General features: G+C 69.0%; 11 protein-coding genes. 7 read left to right on the forward strand and 4 right to left on the reverse strand.

What is annotated here, in order from left to right; genetic code table 11:
- Positions 1-5 precede the first annotated feature (5 nt).
- The 3 genes from T8K17_RS10810 to T8K17_RS10820 all read left to right on the forward strand — a co-directional run bounded on the left by T8K17_RS10810 (position 6) and on the right by T8K17_RS10820 (position 5,731).
- Complete coding sequence (locus T8K17_RS10810) at positions 6-1,067, forward strand: homocysteine S-methyltransferase family protein (RefSeq protein ID WP_322334516.1); 1,062 nt, start codon at positions 6-8, stop codon at positions 1,065-1,067.
- Entirely contained in the window at positions 1,064-3,712 is a 2,649-nt protein-coding gene (metH, locus tag T8K17_RS10815; protein ID WP_322334517.1) for a methionine synthase, read from the forward strand. The genes T8K17_RS10810 and metH overlap by 4 nt, the downstream gene beginning before the upstream one ends.
- 456 nt (positions 3,713-4,168) lie before the next feature.
- Positions 4,169-5,731 (forward strand): hypothetical protein, encoded by a 1,563-nt coding sequence (locus T8K17_RS10820; RefSeq protein ID WP_322334518.1) that lies wholly within the window; start codon positions 4,169-4,171, stop codon positions 5,729-5,731.
- On the opposite strand, the gene T8K17_RS10825 is transcribed toward T8K17_RS10820, so the two are convergent.
- Both T8K17_RS10825 and T8K17_RS10830 read right to left on the reverse strand, forming a co-directional pair.
- On the reverse strand, positions 5,692-6,396 hold the full coding sequence (locus T8K17_RS10825; protein WP_322334519.1) for a gamma-glutamyl-gamma-aminobutyrate hydrolase family protein: 705 nt from the start codon (positions 6,394-6,396) through the stop codon (positions 5,692-5,694). The genes T8K17_RS10820 and T8K17_RS10825 overlap by 40 nt on opposite strands.
- Entirely contained in the window at positions 6,396-7,313 is a 918-nt protein-coding gene (locus T8K17_RS10830) for an amidoligase family protein (protein ID WP_322334520.1), read from the reverse strand. Before T8K17_RS10830 ends, T8K17_RS10825 begins: the two co-directional genes overlap by 1 nt.
- A gap of 186 nt (positions 7,314-7,499) precedes the next feature.
- Here T8K17_RS10830 and cydD point away from each other — a divergent pair, with 186 nt between their 5' ends.
- Both cydD and cydC read left to right on the forward strand, forming a co-directional pair.
- Positions 7,500-9,173: a thiol reductant ABC exporter subunit CydD gene (cydD, locus tag T8K17_RS10835; RefSeq protein WP_322334521.1), complete on the forward strand. Its 1,674-nt coding sequence runs from the start codon at positions 7,500-7,502 to the stop codon at positions 9,171-9,173.
- Complete coding sequence (cydC, locus tag T8K17_RS10840) at positions 9,166-10,797, forward strand: thiol reductant ABC exporter subunit CydC (protein ID WP_322334522.1); 1,632 nt, start codon at positions 9,166-9,168, stop codon at positions 10,795-10,797. Before cydD ends, cydC begins: the two co-directional genes overlap by 8 nt.
- 9 nt (positions 10,798-10,806) lie before the next feature.
- Here the strand turns inward: cydC and T8K17_RS10845 are convergent, their stop codons facing one another.
- Both T8K17_RS10845 and T8K17_RS10850 read right to left on the reverse strand, forming a co-directional pair.
- Positions 10,807-12,315 carry an ArnT family glycosyltransferase gene (locus tag T8K17_RS10845; RefSeq protein WP_322334523.1) on the reverse strand — a complete coding sequence of 503 codons (1,509 nt, stop codon included), beginning with the start codon at positions 12,313-12,315 and terminating at the stop codon, positions 10,807-10,809.
- Between the two features lie 5 nt (positions 12,316-12,320).
- Positions 12,321-13,229: a potassium channel family protein gene (locus tag T8K17_RS10850; protein WP_322334524.1), complete on the reverse strand. Its 909-nt coding sequence runs from the start codon at positions 13,227-13,229 to the stop codon at positions 12,321-12,323.
- Positions 13,230-13,379: 150 nt separating this feature from the next.
- Here T8K17_RS10850 and T8K17_RS10855 point away from each other — a divergent pair, with 150 nt between their 5' ends.
- Together T8K17_RS10855 and scpA are read left to right on the forward strand one after the other, a co-directional pair.
- Positions 13,380-15,383 (forward strand): methylmalonyl-CoA mutase family protein, encoded by a 2,004-nt coding sequence (locus tag T8K17_RS10855; protein WP_322334525.1) that lies wholly within the window; start codon positions 13,380-13,382, stop codon positions 15,381-15,383.
- Complete coding sequence (gene scpA / locus T8K17_RS10860) at positions 15,383-17,533, forward strand: methylmalonyl-CoA mutase (RefSeq protein WP_322334526.1); 2,151 nt, start codon at positions 15,383-15,385, stop codon at positions 17,531-17,533. Before T8K17_RS10855 ends, scpA begins: the two co-directional genes overlap by 1 nt.
- The last annotated feature ends 55 nt before the right edge of the window (positions 17,534-17,588 follow it).

Here is a 17,588-nt window from a genome sequence, read left to right on the forward strand (position 1 = left end):
GTCCGATGACTGAAGCGGCACGAGAACTCTCGCGCCTCGCGGAACAGAGGGTCGTGATCCTGGACGGTGCCATGGGCACGATGATCCAGAACCTGAGCCTGTCCGAGGAGGATTTCCGCGGGGATCGCTTCACCGAGTCCAATCACGACCTTCGGGGCGACAACGACATCCTCAATCTCTCTCAGCCGGAGATGATCGAGGATATCCACCGCCAGTATTTCGAGGCGGGTGCCGATATCGCCCAGACCAACACGTTCAACGCCACGTCGATCAGCCAGGCGGATTACGGCCTGTCGCATCTGGCCAGGGAGATCAATGTGGAGGGCGCGCGGATCGCCCGCCGCGCCGCCGACAAGGTGCGCGATGAGGAGGGCCGCCCGACCTTCGTGGCCGGCGCTCTCGGTCCGACCAACCGCACCGCGTCGATCTCGCCGGACGTGTCCGATCCGGGGGCGCGCAACACCAGTTTCGACGAACTGCGTGCCGCCTACCTGGAAGCCACGCTCGGTCTGATCGAGGGGGGCGCGGACATCATTCTGGTGGAGACCATCTTCGACACCCTGAACGCCAAGGCGGCGCTGTTCGCCGTCGAGCAGGCGTTCGACGAGGCTGGGACCAAGCTGCCGATCATGATCAGCGGCACCATCACCGACCGCTCCGGCCGCACCCTGTCCGGGCAGACGCCGGAGGCGTTCTGGAACTCGGTGCGCCACGCCAACCCGTTCAGCGTCGGCTTCAACTGCGCGCTCGGCGCCAAGGACCTGCGCCCGCACGTGGCCGAGCTGTCGCGGGTGGCCGACGTCCGCGTCTCCGCCTATCCGAATGCCGGCCTGCCGAACGAATTCGGCGGCTATGACGAGAAGCCGGAACAGACCGCCGAGCATCTGGGCCATTGGGCGCAGGACGGGCTGGTCAATGTGGTCGGCGGCTGCTGCGGCACCACGCCGGCCCATATCGCCGCGATCGCCCGACAGGTGAAGGCCGCCGCGCCGCGCGTCGTGCCGCAACTGTCGCGCCGCCTGCGTCTGTCCGGCCTCGAACCCTTTGATCTCAGGAGTGCGTTTTGACCGAAAGCCGAGGCACCTTCATCAACATCGGCGAGCGGACCAACGTCACCGGCTCCGCCCGCTTCCGCAAGCTGATCGCCGAGAATCAGTATGAGACGGCCCTTGAGGTCGCCCGCCAGCAGGTGGAGAGCGGCGCCCAGATCCTCGACGTCAACATGGACGAGGGCCTGCTCGACAGCGAAGCGGCGATGACCACCTACCTCAACCTGATCGCCAGCGAGCCGGACATCAGCCGTGTACCGATCATGGTGGACAGCTCCAAATGGACCGTGATCGAGGCGGGCCTGAAGTGCCTTCAGGGCAAGGGCATCGTGAATTCGATCAGCCTCAAGGAGGGCGAGGAGCCGTTCCTGCAGCAGGCGCGTCTCGTGCGCCGCTACGGCGCCGCGGTCGTGGTCATGGCCTTCGACGAGCAGGGCCAGGCCGAGACCGCCGAGCGCAAGTTCGAGATCTGCAAGCGGGCCTACGACCTGCTGCTGGAGAAGGTCGATTTCCCGCCCGAGGACATCATCTTCGACCCGAACATTTTCGCGGTGGCTACCGGCATCGACGAGCATAACGACTATGCCCGCGCCTTCTTCGAGGGTACCCGGCTGATCAAGAAGCACCTGCCCCACGTCCATGTGTCGGGCGGCGTGTCGAACGTGTCCTTCTCGTTCCGCGGCAACAACGCGGTGCGCGAGGCGATGCACGCCTGCTTCCTGTACCACGCCATCGACGCGGGCCTCGACATGGCCATCGTCAATGCGGGCGCGCTGCCCGTCTACCAGGACATTCCCGACGACCTGCGCGAGCGGATCGAGGACGTGCTGCTGAACCGCCGTGCGGACGCGACCGACCGGATGCTGGAGATCGCCGAGCAGTATCGGGGATCCGGCGGGGCGGCCAAGGTGGTCGACGACAAGTGGCGCGAGGCGCCGGTCGAGAAGCGCCTGGAGCACGCGCTGGTCCACGGCATCGGCGATTTCGTCGAGGCCGATGTGGAAGAGGCGCGCCTGAAGGCGGACCGGCCGATCCATGTGATCGAGGGGCCGCTGATGGACGGCATGAACGTGGTCGGCGACCTGTTCGGTGCTGGCAAGATGTTCCTGCCGCAGGTGGTGAAGTCGGCCCGCGTGATGAAGAAGGCCGTCGCCGTCCTGCTGCCGCATATCGAGGCGGAAAAGGACGAGAACCAGAGCGCCAAGGGCAAGATCCTGATGGCGACGGTGAAGGGCGACGTCCACGACATCGGCAAGAACATCGTCGGCGTGGTTCTGCAGTGTAACAACTACGAGGTCATCGACCTCGGCGTGATGGTGCCCTGCGCACGGATCCTGGAGGTCGCCGCCGAGGAGAAGGTGGACGCGATCGGCCTGTCGGGCCTGATCACCCCCAGCCTGGACGAAATGGTTTATGTCGCCTCCGAGATGCAGCGCGAGGGGCTCGACCTGCCGCTGCTGATCGGCGGGGCGACCACTTCGAAGATGCACACCGCGGTCAAGATCGACCCGGCCTACAAGGGTCCGGTGGTCCATGTGATCGACGCCAGCCGCGCGGTCGGCGTGGTCCAGGAACTGCTGTCCCGCGACCGCAAGACGGCCTATGCGGAGAAGATCCGCGCCGACTATCAGAAGATGGCCGAGAAGCGCCGCACCGGTCGCGTCGACCGCGAACGGATCTCGATCGCCGATGCCCGCGCCAACAAGGCGAAGATCGACTGGGCCGGCTACCAGCCGCCGAAGCCGGCCTTCGAAGGCATCAAGACGTTCGAGAACTATCCGCTGCAGGAACTGGTCGACCGGATCGACTGGCAGCCGTTCTTCTCCACTTGGGAGTTGAGGGGGCGCTTCCCGGACATCCTGGACGATCCCGTCGTCGGCGAGGCGGCGCGGCCGCTCTGGGACGATGCCCAGGAGATGCTGAAGCAGATCGTCGAGGGCGAGTGGGCGAAGCCGCGCGCGGTGATCGGCTTCTGGCCGGCCAAGGCCGACGGCGACGACATCCGCCTGAAGACCGAGCAGGGCGAGACCGTCGTCCACACCCTGCGACAGCAGATGCCGCGCGGCGAGGACAAGGCCAACCTGGCCCTGTCCGACTATATCGCGCCCGGGGGCGGCGACTGGCTCGGCGGCTTCACGGTGACCGCCGGCATCGAGATCGAGCACAAGGCCAAGGAGTACGAGGAGGCGGGTGACATGTACAACTCGATCCTCGTCAAAGCCCTGGCCGACCGGATCGCCGAAGCCTTCGCCGAGCGGATGCACGAGCGGGTGCGTCGCGAATTCTGGGGGTATGCCGCCGACGAGACGCTGACGAACGAGCAGCTGATCGCCGAGGACTATCAGGGGATCCGCCCGGCCCCCGGCTATCCGGCCTGCCCTGACCACACCGAGAAGGGCACGCTGTTCGAGCTGCTGGACGCGGAGAAGCAGGCCGGCGTCGAGCTGACCGAGTCCTTTGCCATGTGGCCGGCGGCGTCGGTCTCCGGCTGGTATTTCTCCCATCCGGAAGCCCGGTATTTCGGTCTCGGCCGGATCGAGCGGGATCAGGTCGAGGACTATGCCCGCCGCAAGGGCATGTCCGTCGAGGAGGTGGAGCGCTGGATGGCGCCGTCGCTCGCCTACGATCCGGAAGAGGAACGCAACAAGCGCGAAGCCGCCTGAGGTTTCGCCGCCGAGATCTGGGTCCCGGATGCTCCCTTCGGGGGGATCCGGTCGGACGAGGGAATGGCCTCACCTCTCCCTCGATCGGACACGCGAGAGCGTCGTCCGGGACCTGGTGCCCGTCTGGGCCACATTACTCATCCAGTCAAACATCATCACTCCCCGGACTTGTTCCGGGGCAATCCCGTCCGACGCGTCTGTGCTGGTGACCTAATCCCGAACGCCCGACCCGGCTGCCCGGATTGCCCCGGCACAAGGCCGGGGAGTGTGGGATGGGTTGGGGGGTGAGCCGGGAACGAACGCCGGGGATCGGGAATCGCGCTTTCCGGAAACCGCGACCGACGAGCGCCTCCGAAAAACAGCCACTGCCGCAAGGGACGATTGTCCTTCGTCTTGCTCCCGACCTGTCGGCGTGGTTGAACCTGCGCATTATCCGTTCAGGTTCTTGCCGGCCCGATGCAGCGCTTCCTTCCGTATCTCGACCGTCTCGGCAACGCCGCCTTGTCGCTCAGCCGCGTGCGGGTCTTTCTCGCCGTGGTCGCGGTGTATTACTGCCTCGCATGGCTGATCCGGATGGTGCTGCTCTCCGGGTCGTCCGGCGACGAGGCGCAGCTCATGCTGTACGGCCAGAGCTTCGCGCTGGGCTACGATTTCGGGAATCCGCCGATCGCCGGCTGGCTGTCGGCCCTGGCCGAGAGGCTGGTCGGACCGACCCTCGGTGCCACCGTGGCGATCCGCTACGGCCTGCTGGCCCTGTTCTTCGCCGCCATGCTGGCCGCCGCGCGCGAGGCAATCGCCGACCGCCGTCTGGCCGCCGCCGCCGCCCTCTCGCCGGTGGCGTTCTGGTTCCTCGGCTGGGCCTCGCTGACGGTGTACATGGACAGCCTGGCCCTGATCGCCGCCCTGGCCGCAACGGTCTGGCTGATGCTGCGTCTGGTCCGGCTGCCGACCACCGCCGGCTTCGTCGGTCTGGTCCCGGTCGTTGCCGCCGGCCTGCTGGGCAAGTTCAGCTACGGACCCGCCTTGCTGCTGCTGATCCTGGCCGGCCTCGCGGTTCCGACGATGCGCGCCGTCGTGCTCGACCGCCGGTTCTGGCTGGCGGTGGTCGGTGGCGTGGTTTTGGCCGCCCCCGCCTATGTCTACGTGATCGCGCAGATGGACACCTGGCTCGCCGTCGCCGAGGCGCGGATCCTCGAGGGCGCCATCGCCGACGTGCCGCCCGACGGGCCGGTGGAGCGCGGCCTGCTCGCCCTGAAAGCGGCGTTCGACTTCTCGCTGCCCCTGCTTCCACTGTTCCTGCTCTTGTTCGGTCGACCGCTCTGGGCTCTGCGCAAAACGTCGCTGCCGCAGGGGCAGCACGCGGTCGTGCAGTGGTTGGGGCTATGGGTGGTGCTGGTCCTGCTGGCCCTTGGCGTGGCGATGGCCGTCGCCGGCGTGGACAAGCTGCGCCAGCACTACCTGTTCGTCCTCGTCCCGCTGCCGATCATGCTGTTCGCCCTGGTGCCGCCGGTGGCGACGGGCCGCCGGCTCATGGGCGGCTATCTCGGTATTCTTTGCGGTCTCGCCTTGGCGGCCCTGGGCGGGCTGGCGGCGCAGGCGGTCACGCAACCTTTCGACTGCACCAAGTGCCGCCTGGTGATGCCCTGGTCTGAATATGCCGGCCAGCTCCGTGCCGCCGGTTTCGAGGGCGGGACCATCGTCAGCCTGGATTCCCCCTCCACCGATGCCGGAGCGAACCTGCGCCGGCATCTCCAAGGGGTTCGGGTGTGGAGCAACAAGCGTCCGTTCTCCGTACCGCCGCCGCTGGAGCAGCCGGGGAGCTGCGTCGTGATCTGGAACGAGACCCGGTATCCGGAGACGCTCGCCACCCTGCGCGCCGGGCCCGTCGAGCAACTCGGCGGCCCGCTGCCGGAGAATGCGGTGGTCGGACATCTGAGCGCGGACCTGCCCCTGACCGGGAGGCCGGGGCCGGTGCTCGGCTACGCGTTGATCGTCGAGGGGATGGGCGGCTGCCGGTAGTCGCGCCGCCGCGCCGCACCGATCAGGCTAGAGAACACCGCGCGATGCCGGCTGCTCCAGGGCAGCAGCTCCGGGTGCCACTGCACGCCCAGGCGCATCGGGCCTTCCGTGGCTTCCACCGACTGGATGAACCCGGCCGCCTCCCGCGCCGCCACCACCAGGCCCTCGCCGACCACGTCGACCGCCTGATGGTGCAGCGCGTTGATCTTCAGCGGATCCGTGCCGGCGATCCGCGAGAGCAGGGTCCGTTCCTTGATCTCGACGGTCTTGCAGGGGAACAGCGAGCGTCTGTTCCGGTAGCCCGGTTTGGCGATCACGATGTCGCGCAGCAGGGTGCCGCCGCGATGCACGTTCAGAAGCTGCATGCCCCGGCAGATGCCCAGAATCGGTGCGCCCACCGCGTCGGCCCAGGCGATCCCCGCCAGTTCCAGCGCGTCGCGGTCCGGGTCGTAGGGCCACTCGTCGCTGGTATCGACGCCGTAGAGCCGCGCCTCGATATCGACCCCGCCGCCGATGATCAGCCCGTCCAGCCCCTCGAAATCCTCCCGGATTCCCGGGCCGATGGTGACCGGCCAGCCGCCCGCCAGCAGCACGTTGAAGGCATTGGCCAGGCGCATCGCCCGGCCCTTCCGCCTGCCGGTGGTGATGCCGATCCGCGGGCGCATCAGATGCGTTCCAGCCAGGAGCGGGCCCGGTCGCGTGCCCAGCCCCGGACCCGCCGCGACAGCTCGACCTCGTCGATGGCGAGTTCCTCCACCGAAAGCCAGCGCTCCCATTCGTGGGTGATCGACCAGAACGGGCTTTCCAGATCCGCGTTCGGCAGGCGCCAGTGGAAGGTCGGCCGGCTCGAGATCTTCTGGTCGGTCAGCCGGCCGCGGACGCGCGGCGCGTCGATATGGGCGAAGACCGGCAGCATGTCGAGTTCGCGGTTCCGGGTCGGATTGAAGGCGATGTAGTCGTCGATCAGGGTCGCCATGTCCGGATCGTACTCCGGATGCAGCACGTGCCGCATGTAATCGTCGCCGAAGGCGGCGACAAAGGGCAGCAGGGAGCGGGTGAAGTCCACCTGGATCGCCTCGCGCAGATCGGCGGACATCAGAAGATAGGCCTGCAGCACCTTGCGCAGGGTGGTGGCGTTGAGGTCGGTCTCCCAGAGCTCCGGGTTGAGATGCATGCCGAAGCCGTTCAGGAGGCCGGCCCGCGTTCCCTTCGCCCCGTTTTCCGCCAGGGCGCGCACGAGCAGGTCCAGCTCCCCGACCCGGTCGCCCGCGAGGGGCGGCGCCACGATCTCGGTCGGGACCACGTCGCGGCCGAGTTCCGCCAGCAGTTCCTTAGTCTGGTCGAGAATGCCCCCGTCGTCGCCAGCCTTCTGGATCCACGACCAGTCGAGCTCCACCGACAGATCGCCGATGGACGTGTCGCGGATGACGGCGGCATAGGGGCTGGAGTGCTCGACGGTCCCGCCCAACTCGTCGGCGATGATCCGGGCGGTCTCCAGAGTGCCGATGCCCCCGAACTCGATTTCGACGCCGACCTTGCGGCCGGCGCTCCGGCCGAGCGCTGAAGGAGGGGAGGCGGACATAGAGCGGGAAAATATGGTCTCCCGGTGTCATGTCAACCGGCGGCGCGACGACCGGCGGGTTTGACAGTCTCCGGCCCCCGCGCTACCGCAACGCCGATGGTCGAGATATCCGCTTCCGCCCCCGTGCCGACCGACGTCGCACCGTCTTCCTCCGCCTCCGGCGACCGGATCGCGGAGCGTCGGCGCATGGCCTGGCTCAAGCGTCTCTTCGCCGGCCAGAGCATGGCCCTTTCGATGATGGTCGCCGCCGGGTTCCTGGGCGCCGGCGTGGCGGTCGCCCAGGCCTGGGTGATCGCCGGCCTGATCGCCGATGCGATCGGTGGCGCCGGGATCGATGTGCTCTGGCCGCCCGCGATCCTCGCCCTCGCCCTGATCGTCCTGCGGGGCGGGCTGTCCGTGGCGGCCGACGCCATCGGTGCGTCCACCGCGTTCCGCATCAAGCAGGCGGTGCGCGGCCGCGTCCTCGCCGCCCTGGCGGCTCTCGGTCCGGCCTGGCTCGACAACCGGGCCAGCGGCGCGGTGACCGCGACCGCCGTCGATCAGGTGGAGGCCCTAGACGGCTTCGTCGCCCGGTTCTATCCGGCCCAGATCCTTGCTGCGGCGGTACCGCTGGGCCTGCTGGTTCCGGTCTTCCTGATCGACCTGCCGTCCGGCGGGATGCTGCTGGCGGCCGGTGCGCTGACGCCGGTGATCATGGGGCTGATCGGCTGGCGGACGGGGGTCCATGCGCGGTCTCAGGTCACCGCGATGAAGCGGGCCAACGGCTATTTCCTCGACCGCCTCCAGGGCCTCCCCACCCTCAAGCTGTTCGGCGAGATCGGCCGTGAGCGCGACCGGATGCGGGCGGTGTCCGACGACCTGCGGCGGCGGACCATGGGCGTGCTGCGGCTGGCCTTCCTGTCCTCCACCGCCCTGGAGCTGCTCTCTTCCCTGGCGCTGGCCCTGGTGGCGGTGCATCTGGCCGGCTCTCTGCTATCGGGCGACGGCCTGGCCCTGAGCGAAGGCCTGTTCGTCCTGATCCTGGTGCCGGAGATCTTCCAGCCGCTGCGCCGTCTCGGCATCCACTATCACGACAAGGCCGCGGCGTTCGGCGCGGCCGAGGCGATCCTCGAGATCCTCGACGCCGCGGACGGCTTGCCGGCGCCGGCGGAGTCCGTGTCGATCCACGCGGCGCCGCAACTGGTCTTCGAGCATCTCTCCCTGGCCTATCCCGGCGGCCGCCGGGTCGCGCTGGACGACGTCAGTTTCACCGTGGCGCCCGGCGAAGTCGTGGCCCTGGTCGGCGAGAGCGGATCCGGCAAGTCCACCCTGCTGTCCATCCTGCTCGGGCTGCGCCAGCCGAGTTCCGGCCGGGTGCTGGTCGACGGTGTGCCGGTTGAGGGACGCGCGCTGGTGCCGGCCATCGCCTGGGCCGGTCAGCGGGCGCGGATCCTGTCGGCCTCGCTGCGGGACAACCTCACCCTCGGCCGGCCCGGCGCGAGCGACGGCCAACTCGTCGATGCGGTGAGTGCCGCGTCCCTCGGCCCCGCGATCGGCCGGCTGCCGGACGGGCTCGACACCCGGGTCGGGGAAGGCGGGCGGATGCTGTCGGCCGGCGAGGCGCGCCGCCTTGTCCTGGCCCGCGCCCTGGTCCGCGATGCGCCACTCGTCCTGCTGGACGAACCGACGGCGAACCTGGACCGTGACAGCGAGGCGGCGGTGCTGTCGGCGCTCCGGACCCTGGCCAAGGGCCGGACGGTGCTCGTCGCCACCCATTCCCCGGCGGTGGTCGCCATGGCCGACCGGGTGGTGCGGCTGGAGCGCGGCCGGGTGGTCGAGGATCGGGCTACCGGCGCGTCGGAGGAGAGCCCGAATGGCTGACCTCCTGTATTTCCTGCGCCTGACCCGGGCGCGGGCGGGCTGGATGCTGCTCGGCGCGGTGCTGTCGGTGCTGGTGGTGGGGCTCGGGCTCGCCCTCCTCGGTCTGGCTGGTGCGGTGGCGGTGGGGGCGGTCGCGGCCGGTGCCTGGCTGTTGCGGCCGGTTGCTCTGGCCCGCTCGGCGGCGCGGTATCTGGAGAAGCTGACGACCCACGAGGCCACCTTCCGAATCCTCGCCGATATCCGCCTGTGGTTCTTCGACCGGCTGGCGCCGCTTGTGCCCGGCCGGATCGGCGGGCTGCGGGCGGGCGATCTGCTATCGCGGCTGGTCGGCGACGTGGATGCGCTGGACGGACTCTACATCCAGCTCGTGACGCCCAGTATCGTGGCGCTGCTGGCCGCGCTGGCCCTGGCGGCGATCCTGTCGGCCGTGGCGCCGGCGGTAGCGGTGGCCGTCTTGCTGATCCTGCTGCTGGCGGGCATCGGCGTGCCAGCGCTGACAGAGCGCGTCGGCCGGGCCGCCGGACGGGAGCAGTTGTGGCGCGCGGCCGAGCTGCACCAGCAGGCGATCGACGTTTCCCAGGGGCTCACCGACCTGATCGCCCACGGCGCCGTCGAGCGCGCTCTGAGCGAGGTTGCCCAGGCGTCGGCCCGCCACGGCGCGGTGGTCCGCCATCAGGCGGTCATCGCCGCGGCCGGGGCGGCGGCCACCCAGATGCTGACCCAGTCGGCCCTGGTCGCGGTGCTGCTGGTCGGCGTGGTGGCGGCCGATGCGGCGGGGGAGGGTGTCGGCCCGCTGCTCGCGATCGCCGCCTTCGTCACCCTGGCCGCTTTCGAGGCGGTGGCGCCGCTGCCGCTCGCCTATCAGATGCTCGGCCGCACCCGCTCGGCGAGCCAGCGCCTGCGGGAGATCGCGGAGCTGCTGCCGGCGGTGACCGACCCGGTCCGCCCCGCGGCGGTTCCCGACGGCACCGACATCCGGATCGAGGGCGTGCGGTTCGCCTATCCGGGGGCCGACCGGCCGGCGGTGGTCGATATCGACCTGGAGATCGCGACCGGCGAGCGGCTGGCGATCGTCGGGCCGTCCGGATCAGGGAAATCTACCCTATTCGGGCTGCTGATGCGGTTCCACGACCCCGATGCGGGGACGGTGCGTCTCGGCGGGACGGATCTGCGCGATCTTGCCCAGGCGGAGCTGCACGCGCGGCTCGGGGTGCTGTCCCAGGGCACGCCGATCCTGGCCGGGACCCTGCGCGACAACCTGCTGCTCGGCTCGCCCGATGCCGACGCGGCGGCGCTGGCCCGCGCGCTGCGCATCGGCGGGCTGGAGCGGATGGTCGACGAGCTGCCGCAGGGGCTCGACACCTGGCTCGGCGAGGCCGGGGTGGCGGTGTCCGGCGGCGAGGGCAGGCGGGTGGCGCTTGCCCGGGTGGTCCTGCGCGACGCCCCGATCCTGCTGCTGGACGAGCCGACCGAGGGTCTCGACGCGGAAACCGAGCGGTCCGTGCTGGCGGCGCTGGAGGAGGCGATGGCCGGCAAGACCGTGGTGATGATCACCCACCGCCCGGCGGTGGCCCGGGCGATGCAGCGGGTGGTGCGGATCGAGGGCGGGCGGCTGGTTTCCTGACCCCGCTCCCTACTCCCAGCCCTTGAAGCCGGCGACCCGCCAGATCTCCAGCCGCTTGGTGCGGCCGTAGCTGGTGATGGAGATCACGCGGATCTGCTCGGTGGTCTCGAAATGGGCGAGGATCGGGCCGGGATCCTCCCAGTCGGTGATCATCAGCGCCTTGTCCGTCGTCTCCGGATCGTAGGGCACCGCCAGTTCGTAATGGTGCTCGGGCCGGTGATTCCAGTCCCACACATAGACCGGCCGCTTGCCCGGCTGCAGCGTGCCGACGCCGAGCTGGTCGCGCATGTAGTACAGCATCGACGCCATGGCGATCCGGTCGGTCATCAGGATCGGCAGGTCCGGATTGGTCAGCACGTCGCCGCGGGCGGCATCGGCGACCTGTTCCCAGCCGGTCAATCGCGAGAAGCCGCGGTCGGCCTGCGGAATCCGCACGGTCGGCCAGACCGCGACGATCACCGCGAAGGCCAGGCAGGCGACCAGATGCGGGACCACGGTCACGTACCGCATCCAGCGCGGCGCCTGGGCCACCAGCCACAGGGCAACCAGCACCGTCGCCGTCGGATAGGCGGTTGCCGCCCAGTTGGCGTTGGCCCGGGACAGGAAGGCCTGGAAGGTGATGATCGCCAGCGGCGGCAGGGCCATGGCCAGCAGGAACTTCTCCGCCTCGCTTGCCCGGCCGCGGATCAAGGCGACGATGCGCCAGGCCAGGATGGCGAAGGGGACGGGGCCGAACACGCCGGCCTGTTCGCCGAGGAACTGCAGCGCCTTGGAGATGCGGAATTTCTGCGAGGAGTCGGCGCCCAGATTGGTGTTGTCGCCGAGATGGGCCACCGTGGCGAAATGGTTGGCGGCGTTCCAGTACAGGTTCGGCGATAGGACCAGCAGCGCCAGGGCCAGGATCAGCAGGCCCCGCAGGTCGCGCAGGATCCAGCGGTCGCGCGGGCTCAGCACCAGATGCAGGGCGATGCCGAGAAAGGCATAGGCCATGGCGTATTTCGCCAGCATTCCCAGGCCGATGGCGATACCGGCGACCGCCGCCCAGCGCCACGCCCGTGTATCCAGCAGGCGGCGATAGGCGGCCGCCGCCACCGCCCAGCTGAACAGCAGCGGGACGTCCGTGGAAACGATCAGGCTGGAAAAGGCGATCGACGGCAGGGTGATCCAGATCAGCGCCGACCACATGGCGACCCGGCTGTCCGCCACGCTGCGGCCGAGGCCGTACAGCGCCAGCGCCGTGCCGGCATGCAGCAGCGGCGAGGACAGCCGTACGCAGGCCTCGCCGTCGCCGCAGACCGAGGTGGTGGCGGCGATGATCCAGGCGATCAGGGGCGGCTTGGTGAAATAGCCGAAATCGAGGGTCTGAGCCCAGGTCCAGTACTGCGCCTCGTCGCCGTAGAGCTCCAGTCCGGTCAGCGCGTTGGCGAACAGCCGCAGCACGGTCAGCCCGATCACCCAGGCCAGCGCGATGCGCAGATGCGTCGTCTCGTCGGATGTCGTCATGGAGAGAGAGGTCATTGGCGTCAGGTATCCCGGGTGGACCGCAGCACCGCCTGGAAGCCGAACAGCAGCAGAATGATGCCCAGCACGATCTGCACCGCCACGACGGCGCGCACCGCATGGGTCAGCGGAACGATGTCTCCATACCCCACCGTGGACAGCGTGACGATGGAGAAGTAGAGGCTTTCCGAGAACCCGATATCCCGCGAAACACCCGAGAAGGTGAACGTCGGCACCCCGTCGAACCGGTCGATCAGGCGGTAGATCGCGGCGAAGATCACGGTGATCAGCGAATAGAAGGTCAGGAAGGCGAAGGCCGGTTTCACCAGCCGGGCCGCCGTCAGATAGAAATCCTCGAACAGCAGCCCGGTATCGACCAGGAACACCGCCACGCTGTGGCCGGCCAGAAAGATGATCGCGGCGATCACCGACATGCTGGCGAACAGCCAGGCGCTTCGAGCCGCCGGCTCCCAGTCCTGCATCGGTACCAGGAAGTTCGCCACGCCGATCAGCACCACCGGCAGCAGCCACAGAAACACCCGGTCGAACCGGGTCTCGATACGCGGATGCTCCGAGAGGATGACCGCCCGGATGCCCTTGCGGCGGACGACGACGGCGAGCGCGAAGCCCAGGATCGGCAGCAGGAAGGCCACCACCTCGACCAGCCGGGTCGCGGGCTCGAACCGCGCCTCCAGGAAGGAGACGTAGATGCAGGCATAGACGCTGATCGCGTTGGCGAAGGTGATGGAGAAGAACCGGCTGCCCGGCAGCAGGCGGTGCAGCAGGGCGACGACCACGGCCACGGTCGCCAGGACCATGGCCGACAGGTGCCAGTTCGCCCCGCCCGCCGATGTCGCCACCAGGATCAGCAGGATGACGGTGGCGATGGCCGGCGCCAGCCAGTTCGGGCGGGTATGGTCGGACGGCGTCATGGCGCCTCTTTTGCCACCTTCCGACCCCGAGGTCACGGGCGGAGCGACGGTCTCCGTTTGGTGCGTATAGATTACGGCCAGTTGCCTGATCGGCGATCAGATCGTATCTGATGAACGACGGTTCATGCTGAGACGGGCACGGGGAGTGCGATGACCGACGCCGAGACCACTGCCGCCGATACCGAGGGTCTGACCCTTGCCGCCGATTTCCCGGCGGCCGACCGCGATGCGTGGCGCAAGCTGGCGGAAGCGGCGCTGAAGGGCGCTCCCTTCGACAAGGCGCTGACCCGGCGCCTGGCCGAAGGGATCGTCACCGATCCGATCTATGCAGCCGATGCCGAGCAGACGCCGGCCGACGCCGCGACCCGCAATGCCGGGGCGCTGGAGCGGGTCGCCCATGGCTGGGACATCCGTCAGCTCCATGCCCATCCGGATCCGGTGGCGGTGAACAAGGCGGTGCTGACCGACCTGGAGCGCGGCGCCAATTCCGTGATCCTGCGCCTGGACAAGGCCGGCCGGCGTGGCGGTACCGCGGCGAGCGATGCGGAGAATGCCGGGGTCGACGGCGTCCTGCTGCATTCGGTCGAGGCGGTCGATGCGGCGCTGAAGGACGTGTTTCTGGAGGCGGCCACCGTCTCGCTGCAGCCGGGCGGCGCGTTCGGCGCGACCGCGGCGATGATGCAGGCGGTCTGGAAGCAGCGCGGCATCGCCGAGACCGACGTGCTGGGCCATCTCGGCGCCGACCCGCTTGGGTCGCTGGCCGGCGAGGGCATGCTGCCGGAGAGCCTGGACGCGTCGATGTCCCGGATGGCCAGGCTGGCGGCCGAGACGGCGAAGACCTATCCCAACGTCACGACGGTCTCGGTCGATACTTCCGCCTATCACGGTGCGGGGGCGAACGAGGCGATGGATCTCGCCTACGCGCTGGCCACCGGCGTCGCCTATCTGCGGGCGATGGAGGCGGCGGGCCTGTCGGTTGAGGATGCCGCCAAACAGATCGAGTTCTCCCTGCCGGTCGGCGTGGACGTATTCCTCGGCATCGCCAAGCTGCGGGCCGCCCGCCGGCTCTGGGCCGAGATCCTGGGCGCCTGCGGCGTGGCCGAGGACGCCCGCTCCATGCGGCTGCATGTGATCACTGCGCCGAATGCCTGGGCCGGGCGCGATCCCTGGGTGAACATGCTGCGCGCGACGGTGGCCACCTTTGCCGGTGCGGTCGGCGGGGCCGACAGCATCACCGTGCTGCCCTACAGCCATGCCTGCGGCCTGCCAGACGGCTTCGCCCGGCGCATCGCCCGCAACACCCAGGTCATCCTGGCCGAGGAAAGCAACCTGGCGAAGGTCGGCGATCCCTCCGGCGGGAGCTGGTACGTGGAGAGCCTGACGGACCAGCTGGCGGCCAAGGCCTGGGAGCGGTTCCGCGTCATCGAGGCGGCCGGCGGCATGGCCAGGCACCTGACCTCCGGCGCTGCCGCCAAGGACTGTGCGGAGGCCTGGGCCGAGCGCGAGCGGCGCATCGCCGGCCGCCGCGAGGAACTGACCGGCGTGAACGCCTTCCCGAAGGTGGACGAGCCGCCGGTGGACGTCGGAGAAGTCGATCGCGACGCCTTGGTGGCCGGCGCTGCCAAGGGGCTGTCGGGCGATCAGACCCTCGACAAGCTGCTGGAAACCCACGGCCCCGCCGAAACCATTCAGGCCCCGACCGTTCACCGCCTGGGCGAGGCGTTCGAGATCCTGCGCGATGCCTCCGACGCTGCGGCAAAGCGCCCCACGGCGCTGCTGGTGCTGCTCGGCGGGCCCGCCATGTCGACGGCGCGGGCGACCTTCGCGCGCAACCATCTCGGCACCGGCGGCGTTGCCTGTGTGGATGTGGACGCCGACACCGGCGACGTTAAGGCTGCCCTGACCGAGGCCGGGACCGATTTGGCCGTGATCTGCTCCAGTGATAGCATCTATGCCGACCGGGCGGCGGAGACCGCCAAGGCCCTGAAGGCCGCCGGCGCCCGCGAGGTGCTGCTGGCCGGCCGGCCGGGCGAGCACGAAGCCGCCTGGGGGCAGGCCGGGATCGACGGCTACATCTATGCTGGCGACGACACGCTCGCCACGGTGCGCGGCGTGCTCAGCCGTCTCGGCGTTCTGAACGAGGGAGGCCAGTGATGAGCCGGATACCCGATTTCGCCAGCCTCGACCTGGGCCGCGGCACCGCCGCCTCTGCCCCCGACGCCGAGCCCTGGCTGACGCCGGAAGGCATCGCGGTGAAGCCGTTCTACACGGCGGAGGATCTGGAAGGCCTCGATCACCTGAACACGTGGCCTGGTATCCCGCCGTTCCTGCGCGGCCCGTACCCGACCATGTACGTCACCAAGCCGTGGACGATCCGCCAATATGCCGGCTTCTCCACGGCGGAGGAGAGCAACGCCTTCTACCGCCGCAACCTGGCGGCCGGGCAGAAGGGTCTCTCCATCGCCTTCGACCTCGCCACCCACCGCGGCTATGACAGCGACCATCCGCGCGTCGCCGGCGATGTCGGCATGGCCGGCGTGGCGATCGACAGCATCATGGATATGCAGACCCTGTTCAGCGGCATTCCGCTGGACGAGATGAGCGTGTCGATGACCATGAACGGTGCGGTGCTGCCGGTGATGGCGCTCTACATCCTCGCCGCCGAGGAACAGGGCGTGGCGCCGGAGAAGCTCAGCGGGACCATCCAGAACGACATCCTCAAGGAGTTCATGGTCCGCAACACCTATATCTACCCGCCGATCCCCTCCATGCGGATCATCTCCGACATCTTCGCCTTCACCTCGGAGAAGATGCCGAAGTTCAACTCGATCTCGATCTCCGGCTATCACATGCAGGAGGCCGGGGCGACGGCCGACCTGGAACTGGCCTACACCCTGGCCGACGGCGTGCAGTACATCCGCGCCGGCATGGATGCCGGTCTCGACGTCGACCGCTTTGCGCCGCGCCTGTCGTTCTTCTGGGCGATCGGCATGAACTTCTTCATGGAGGTCGCCAAGATGCGGGCCGCGCGCCTGCTCTGGGCCAAGCTGGTGAAGGAATTCGGGGCGAAGTCGGACAAGTCCCTGTCCCTGCGCACCCATTGCCAGACCTCCGGCTGGTCGCTGACGGCTCAAGACGTGTTCAACAACGTGACGCGCACCTGCGTTGAGGCGCTCGCCGCCACCCACGGCCATACCCAGTCGCTGCACACCAATGCCCTGGACGAGGCGCTGGCGCTGCCGACCGACTTCTCGGCCCGGATCGCCCGCAACACCCAGCTCATGATCGCCCAGGAGACCGGGACCACCCGCGTGATCGACCCCTGGGGCGGCTCCTACTACGTGGAGCGGCTGACCCGCGATCTGGCGGAGAAGGCCTGGGCGCATATCCAGGAAGTGGAAAGCTACGGCGGCATGGCCAAAGCGATCGAGGCCGGCATTCCGAAGATGCGGATCGAGGAGGCGGCCGCCCGCACCCAGGCGCGCATCGATAGCCGCCGCCAGACCATCGTCGGCGTGAACAAGTACCGGACCGACGATCCCGAGAACATCGAGATCCTGAAGGTCGACAACGCCAAGGTCCGCAAGGGTCAGCTCGAACAGCTCGCGCGGCTGCGGGCGGAGCGCGACCAGTCCAAGGTCGATGCCACCCTCGACGCGCTGACCAAGTCGGCGGAGACCGGGGAGGGCAACCTGCTGGCGCTCGCCGTCGACGCGGCGCGGGCCCGGGCGACCGTGGGCGAGATCTCCATGGCGCTGGAGAAGGTTTGGGGCCGTCACGTGGCCGAGGTGAAGGCGATCTCAGGCGTCTATTCCAAGGAAGTAGGGGAGAGCGCTGTGGTGAACCAGGTCAAGCAGCTCGTCGCCGAATTCGAGGAGCAGGAGGGCCGACGCCCCCGCATCCTGATCGCCAAGATGGGCCAGGACGGCCACGACCGCGGCCAGAAGGTGATCGCCACGGCCTTCGCCGATCTCGGTTTCGACGTGGATATCGGCCCGCTGTTCCAGACCCCGGCCGAGGCCGCGCGTCAGGCGGTGGAGAACGACGTCCATGTGGTCGGCGCCTCGTCGCTGGCGGCCGGGCATCTGACGCTGGTGCCGGAACTGCGCGAGGAACTGGCCAAGCTGGGGCGCGAGGACATCATGGTCGTGGTCGGCGGCGTGGTGCCGCCGCAGGATTACGACGCGCTCTACAAGGCCGGTGCGGCGGCGATCTTCCCGCCGGGCACGGTGATCGCCGAGGCGGCCATCGACCTGCTGAAGAAGCTGCTCGACACCTTCGGCGACGAAACCCGGGCGGCCTGAGGGAGGCGCTTGGGAGAGTTTCCCCAACCTTCCCAACCATACTCACTCCCCGGAT

It is taken from the genome of Thalassobaculum sp. OXR-137 (genome assembly GCF_034377285.1).
Lineage (GTDB): Bacteria > Pseudomonadota > Alphaproteobacteria > Thalassobaculales > Thalassobaculaceae > Thalassobaculum.

What these genes read in the sequence shown, in the direction of transcription:
- scpA (WP_322334526.1), top strand. Translation starts at nt 15,383, where the DNA reads ATGAGCCGGATACCCGATTTCGCCAGCCTCGACCTGGGCCGCGGCACC.
- T8K17_RS10850 (WP_322334524.1), bottom strand. Translation starts at nt 13,229, where the DNA reads ATGACGCCGTCCGACCATACCCGCCCGAACTGGCTGGCGCCGGCCATC.
- T8K17_RS10825 (WP_322334519.1), bottom strand. Translation starts at nt 6,396, where the DNA reads ATGCGCCCGCGGATCGGCATCACCACCGGCAGGCGGAAGGGCCGGGCG.
- T8K17_RS10810 (WP_322334516.1), top strand. Translation starts at nt 6, where the DNA reads ATGACTGAAGCGGCACGAGAACTCTCGCGCCTCGCGGAACAGAGGGTC.
- T8K17_RS10845 (WP_322334523.1), bottom strand. Translation starts at nt 12,315, where the DNA reads ATGACCTCTCTCTCCATGACGACATCCGACGAGACGACGCATCTGCGC.
- T8K17_RS10820 (WP_322334518.1), top strand. Translation starts at nt 4,169, where the DNA reads ATGCAGCGCTTCCTTCCGTATCTCGACCGTCTCGGCAACGCCGCCTTG.
- T8K17_RS10855 (WP_322334525.1), top strand. Translation starts at nt 13,380, where the DNA reads ATGACCGACGCCGAGACCACTGCCGCCGATACCGAGGGTCTGACCCTT.
- cydC (WP_322334522.1), top strand. Translation starts at nt 9,166, where the DNA reads ATGGCTGACCTCCTGTATTTCCTGCGCCTGACCCGGGCGCGGGCGGGC.
- cydD (WP_322334521.1), top strand. Translation starts at nt 7,500, where the DNA reads ATGGCCTGGCTCAAGCGTCTCTTCGCCGGCCAGAGCATGGCCCTTTCG.
- T8K17_RS10830 (WP_322334520.1), bottom strand. Translation starts at nt 7,313, where the DNA reads ATGTCCGCCTCCCCTCCTTCAGCGCTCGGCCGGAGCGCCGGCCGCAAG.